We start from the raw sequence: 6,307 nt of genomic DNA, 5'->3' as shown, positions 1-6,307 counted from the left end.
GTCCAGGACATCCACCTCACGCAACCGCGCGTCCGGGGCCGTGACCACCGACCCCAGCACCCGCACCCACCGCTCCACCAAAACCTCAACCGACGCCACATCGAACAAGTCCGCCGACGCTGCCAGTGAGCCGCTCAGCCCGGCCGGGCGACCGTCCTCGTCGAACGTCTCGCGCAGATGTAGTTCCAGGTCGAACCGAGCCGCGTCGCCTGTCCCTTCCAGCAGTTCCGTGTGGACGTCAGGGAGGTCGAGTACAGCGCGTTCCATGTTCTGCAGGGTCAGCATGACCTGGAACAACGGATGCCGAGACAGCGACCGCGACGGCGCCAACTCCTCCACCAACCGCTCAAACGGCACATCCTGATGCGCCAACGCCCCAACACTCGCCTCACGCACCCGGCCCAGCACCTGACGGAACTCGGGGTCGTCCGACAGGTCGGTGCGAACCACGAGTGTGTTGACGAAGAACCCGACCAGATCATCCAGCACCTCGTCGGTACGTCCCGCCACCGCCGAACCGATCGGAATATCGGTACCGGCTCCCAACCGCGACAAAAGCACGGCCAACGCCGACTGCACCACCATGAACGCGGTCACGCCCTCGCCACGCGCCAGCCCCACCAGCCGCTCATGCACCTCGGCCGGCACCCGCATCGGCACCCGATACCCGCGATGACCCGCAGTCGCGGGGCGCGGCCGATCGGTCGGCAGCACCAACTCCTCGGGCGCCCCGGCCAACGCCTCACGCCAGTACCCCACCTGCGACGACAACAGGCTCTCCGGGTCAGACTCCTCACCCAGCAGTTCGCGCTGCCACAACGCGTAGTCGGCGTACTGCACCGGCAACGGCTCCCACACCGGAGCCTCACCACGCGCACGCGCCGCATACGCCAGCGACACATCCCGGCCCAGCGGGACATGGGACGAGCCGTCACTGGCGATGTGGTGCACGACCACCACCAGGACGCGCTCGTTCGCGTCCAGTTCCAGCAGGGACGCCCGGATCGGCACCTCCGTCGACAGGTCGAACGCATACCGCGACGCCTCGGCGACGGCCTCCGCCAGGTCGTCCGGCTCCACCTGCGACACCCGAAGGTGCCAGTCCAGGTCACGCGGGTCGAGGATCCGCTGGTACGGCTCGCCGTCCGCCGACGGGAAGACGGTGCGCAACGGCTCATGGCGTGCGATGACGTCCCGGAGCGCCGCGCCCAGCGCGGTGGCGTCCACCTTCCCGACCAGGCGGAGAGCGAGCGGGATGTTGTAGGTCGGGCTCGGTCCCTCCAGCCGGCCCAGGAACCACAGCCGCCGCTGCGCGAACGACAACGGCAGGCGTTCCGGACGAGCGCCGGCGCGCAACGCCGCCCGCGCCCGATCCACCTCGGTCCCGGTCCCGGTCCCGGTCCCGGCGAGCCGTGCCGCCAGAGCCGCCGGGGACGGCGCCTCGAACAACGTCCGGATCTTGACTTCCGCGCCCAGCCGGGCCCGTATGCGGGAGAGCAGCCGGATGGCCAGCAGGGAATGTCCGCCGAGGTCGAAGAAACCGTCGTCCACCCCGACCGCGTCAAGGCCGAGGACCTCCGCGAACACCTCGCACAGGGCCGTCTCGGTCTCGCCCGCCGGCTCCCGGCCGGGGTCGGCGGCGGCGGTCTCTTCCGGGGCGGGCAGCGCCTTGCGGTCCAGTTTGCCGTTCGATGTGAGCGGCAGTTCCGCCAGCGTCACCATGGCGGCGGGCACCATGTGCTCCGGCAGCCGCCGCGCTGCGAAGTCGTGGAGTTCCGCCAGTTCGCCGTTGGCGGGTCCGCCGCCGGCGAGGACGACGTAGGCGACGAGTCGCCGGCCGTCCGGGCCGTCGTCGCGGGCGACCACGGCGGCCCGCGCTACGGCGGGGTGCGCCAGCAGGACGGTCTCGACCTCGCCCGGCTCGACCCGGAACCCGCGGATCTTCACCTGCTCATCGGCGCGGCCGACGAACACCAAACGGCCGTCGGCCGTCCATTTCACCAGGTCGCCGGTGCGGTACATCCGCTCACCGGCGCCGAACGGGCATGCCACGAACCGCTCACCGGTCAGCCCGCGCCGGCCCACGTATCCGCGTGCGACGGAGTCGCCCGCGACGTACAGTTCGCCGCGCACTCCGACGGGCACCGGGCCGAGTCCCTCGTCGAGGACGAACAGCCGCGTGTTCGCCACGGGGGTGCCGATCGGGACCGGCTCCCCTGCCGTGGCCGGGGCGGACAGTTCGGCGATGGCCACACCGATCGTGGTCTCGGTCGGCCCGTAGTGGTTGAAGACGCGCCGGTCTCCGGCCGCCCGCACCAGGTCGCCCACCCAGGCCGCGGGGGCCGCCTCCCCGCCGAGGACCACCGACCGCGCCGGGATCACCTGGTCCACGCCCGCCGCGTCCGACAGCGCCGCCAGGTGCGAAGGGACGGCCTTGACGAAGTCGATCCGCTGTGACCGCAGGTAGTCGGTGACGGCGGCGGGGTCCACCACCGCCGCCTGGTCGAGTACGTGCAGTTGCCCGCCGGTGGTCAGGCTGATGAACACGGCCGTGTTACCGAGGTCGGTCACCTGCGGTTGCAGCAACGCGTAGCGCGCTCCCGCGCCGCCCCATCCGAGCCGGTCGGACGCCGACGCCACGTAGTTCGCGAGCGAACCGTGGGTGACGGCCACGCCCTTCGGCGTCCCCGTCGACCCAGACGTGTAGATCACGTAGGCCAGCCCGCGCGGGTCCACCGGCGGCAAGGCCGTCGCGTCCTCGCCCTCCGGCCCGTCTGCGGTCGCCTGCCGTCCGTCCGCAGTCGCCTCCGGATCGTCCGCAGTCGCCTCCGGATCGTCCGCGGTCGCCTCCGGATCGTCCGCGGTCGCCTCCGGATCGTCCGCGGTCGCCTCTGGGGCGTCCAGTTGGACGATCGGGACGTCCACCGATTCGACGCCGGTGTCCCGATCCGCCAGCACGACGCGCGCGCCGCTGTCGGCGAGCATGAACGCCACCCGGTCGGCCGGCGACCGCGGGTCGATCGGAAGGTACGCCGCGCCCGCGCGCCACACCCCCAGGATCGCGGTGATCGTCTGGACGCCGTGCGGCAGGCACAGCCCGACCACGGACTCCGCTCCCACGCCCAGCGCGCGCAGCCGCCGGGCCAGCCGGTCCGCCGCGCCGGCCAACTCCCCGTAGGTCACCTCGGCGGCACCCGCCACCACGGCGACGGCGTCGGGGGTCGCGGCCGCCCGCTCCTGGAACAGCACGGGAACCACCGGACGGGCGTCCGGGACCGTGGTGTCGTTCCACCGGTCGAGGACCCGGGCCCGCTCATCGGCGTCGAGCACGTCGACCGCGTTCAGGCGTACGCCCGCGTTCTCCGTCACCACGTGCAGGACCCGGACGAACCAGGCTGCGATCCTGGACGCCGTCGACGCGTCGAACAGGTCCTCGGCCACGGTCACGAACGCGCGGAGCCCGGCGGGACGCCCCTCCTCGTCAACCGTCTCACCGACCGTCAGGTGCAGGTCGTACCGCGCGGGGGGCGCGGCGTCGACCGCCGACGCGCCGGTCTCCACCCGCACCCCGGGGAGGTCGAGCTCGGCGGGCTCGACGTTCTGCATCGTGAGCATGACCTGGAAGAGCGGGTGGCGGCCGAGCGTCCGCGGCACGGCCAGTTCCTCGACCAGGCGCTCGAACGGCACGTCCTGGTGCGCCAGCGCACCGAGGCCCGCCTCGCGGACCCGCGCCAGCACCTCCCGGAACTCCGGGTTCCCCGCCAGGTCGGTGCGGACGACGAGCGTGTTGACGAACGATCCGACCAGGTCCTCCAGCGCCTCGTCGGCCCGTCCCGCGACCGGGATGCCGACGGGGACGTCCTCTCCGGCGCCGAGCCTCGACAGCAGCACCGCCAGCGCGGCCTGCAGCAGCATGGCCGGGGTCACGCCTTCGGTCCGGGCGACGTCCACCATCTGCCGGTGGACCTCGGCGGGGACCTGGAACGGCACCCGGTGGCCGTGGCGGCCGGGCGACGCCGGACGCGGCCGATCCGTCGGCAACGCCAGTTCGTCCGGCATTCCGGCCAGAGTCCGCCGCCAGTAGTCGACCTGGACGGCGAGGAGGCTTTCCGGGTCCGACTCCTCCCCCAGCAGTTCGCGTTGCCAGAGCGCGTAGTCGGCATACTGCACCGGCAGCGGCTCCCACACCGGTGCCTCGCCCCGCACCCGCGCCGCGTACGCCACCGACACGTCGCGGCCCAGCGGGGTCATGGACCAGCCGTCGCTGGCGATGTGGTGCAGGACCAGCACCAGGACGTGGTCGTCGTCCGCGACCCGGAACAGCCAGGCCCGCATCGGCGGTTCCTCGGCCAGGTCGAACGCGTGGCGGGTCGCCCGCGTCACGGCCTCGGCGAGGCCGTCAGGGTCGGCCTGGCGCACCTCCAGGTCCCAGTTCACGTCCTGGACGTCGAGGATCCGCTGGTAGGGCTCGCCGTCGGCCGTCGGGAAGACGGTGCGCAACGGCTCGTGGCGGTCGATCACGTCCCGCAGCGCCGCCGCGAGCGCGGGAACGTCCAGCTCGCCCGACAGCCGTACCACCGCGGGCGTGTTGTAGGTGGGGCTCGGGCCCTCCAGCTGGGCGACGAACCACAACCGGCGCTGCGCGAACGACAGCGGCGGGCGCTCCGGCCGGGCGTCGGGGTCCGCCGTGATCGCGCGCCGGACACGGCCCCCGCCCGCCTCCGCGATGTGCGCGGCGAGCCCCGCCACCGTCGGCTTCTCGAAGAGGACCGACAGCGGCAGCTCCACACCCAGCACGGCCCGGATCCGGGACATCAGGCGGGTTCCGAGCAGGGAATGCCCGCCCAGGTCGAAGAAGGCGTCGTCCACCCCGACCGCGTCGATCCCCAGCACGTGGGCGAACGCCCCGCACAGGATCTCCTCCTCCACCGTCGCGGGCGGACGGCTCGTCCCGGCGGCCGCCGCGTAGTCGGGAGCGGGCAATGCCCTGCGGTCGAGCTTGCCGTTCGCGGTGAGCGGCAGTTCGGGCAGCGCCACGACGGTCGCGGGGACCATGTAGTCCGGCAACCGCCGTGCCGCGAACTCGCGCAGCGCGCCGCCGTCGGCGAGGTCGTCGCGGTCGGCGTCCTCGGGAACCACGTAGGCCACCAGGCGCTGGTCGCCCGGGGCGTCCTCACGGACGATCACCGTCGCCTGGGCCACGTCCGGATGGACGCGCAACGCCGCCGCGATCTCGTCGGGCTCGACGCGGTAACCGCGGATCTTGACCTGGTCATCTACACGGCCCGCGAACACCAACTGACCGTCTGGTGTCCAGCGGGCCAGGTCGCCCGTGCGGTACATCCGCTCGCCCGCACCGAAGGGGCACCCCACGAACCGGTCCGCCGTCAACCCCGGGCGGCCCACATACCCGCGCGCCACCCCCGCACCCGCCACATACAACTCACCCGTCACCCCGACCGGAACCGGGCTCAACCGGTCATCCAGCACGAACAAGCGCGTGTTGGCGATCGGACGCCCGATCGGCACCACCCCACCCGACAACTCACTGGTCAGATCACCCGCACGCACCTCATGAACCGAACACCCCACCACCGTCTCGGTCGGACCGTACTCATTCACCACCACCGCACCCGGAGCCAACCCCAACCACGACTCCACATCCACGCCCGACAACGCCTCACCACCCACCACCCACCGACGCGCCCCACCCGCCACCTGACCAGACGACAACACACCCGCCAGCATCGGAAGATGCGCCGGAACCACCTTCACCACATCAAACCCACCACCCGACTCCAACACCGCAGCCAGGCCATCCACACCACCCTCAACACTCACCCGCACTGCGGCACCGCTCACCAACGGCACCAACAAACTCGTCACCGTCAAATCGAACGCCAGCGACGAATACAGCACCGCACCACCGCGGCCGACTTCATAGGCGTCGGCGGCCCACTGCAGATAGTTCGCCAAACCGCCGTGCGTGACCGCCACACCCTTCGGCCGACCCGTCGAGCCCGAGGTGTACATCACATACGCCAACTCCGCCGGGTCAACGCCCACCGCAGGCGGCACAGCATCAACCGACGTCAGGTCCGGGTCATCCACCGCGATCGTCAGCAGACCCTCAACCGGAAGCCCCTCAAGCAGACCTCGGGTACTCAGGACCGCGACCGCTCCGCTGTCGGCGAGCATGAACGCGATCCGCTCGGCCGGGACAGCAGGATCAACCGGCACATACGCAGCGCCCACCCGCCACACCGCCAAGACCGCCGCCACCACATCCACACCCCGTGGCAACCAG

1 protein-coding gene is annotated in these 6,307 nt (G+C 71.9%); it reads right to left on the bottom strand.

What is annotated here, in order from left to right:
• A partial coding sequence (locus ETD83_RS38210) for an amino acid adenylation domain-containing protein (RefSeq protein ID WP_230421468.1) occupies positions 1 to 6,255 on the bottom strand: 6,255 nt, incomplete at its 3' end.
• Between the last annotated feature and the right edge of the window lie 52 nt (positions 6,256 to 6,307).

Source organism: Actinomadura soli, assembly GCF_005889715.1.
Classification (GTDB): Bacteria; Actinomycetota; Actinomycetes; order Streptosporangiales; family Streptosporangiaceae; genus Spirillospora; species Spirillospora soli.
Note: the sequence above shows the minus strand (reverse complement) of the source record. Positions and strands in the feature narration are given on the sequence as shown.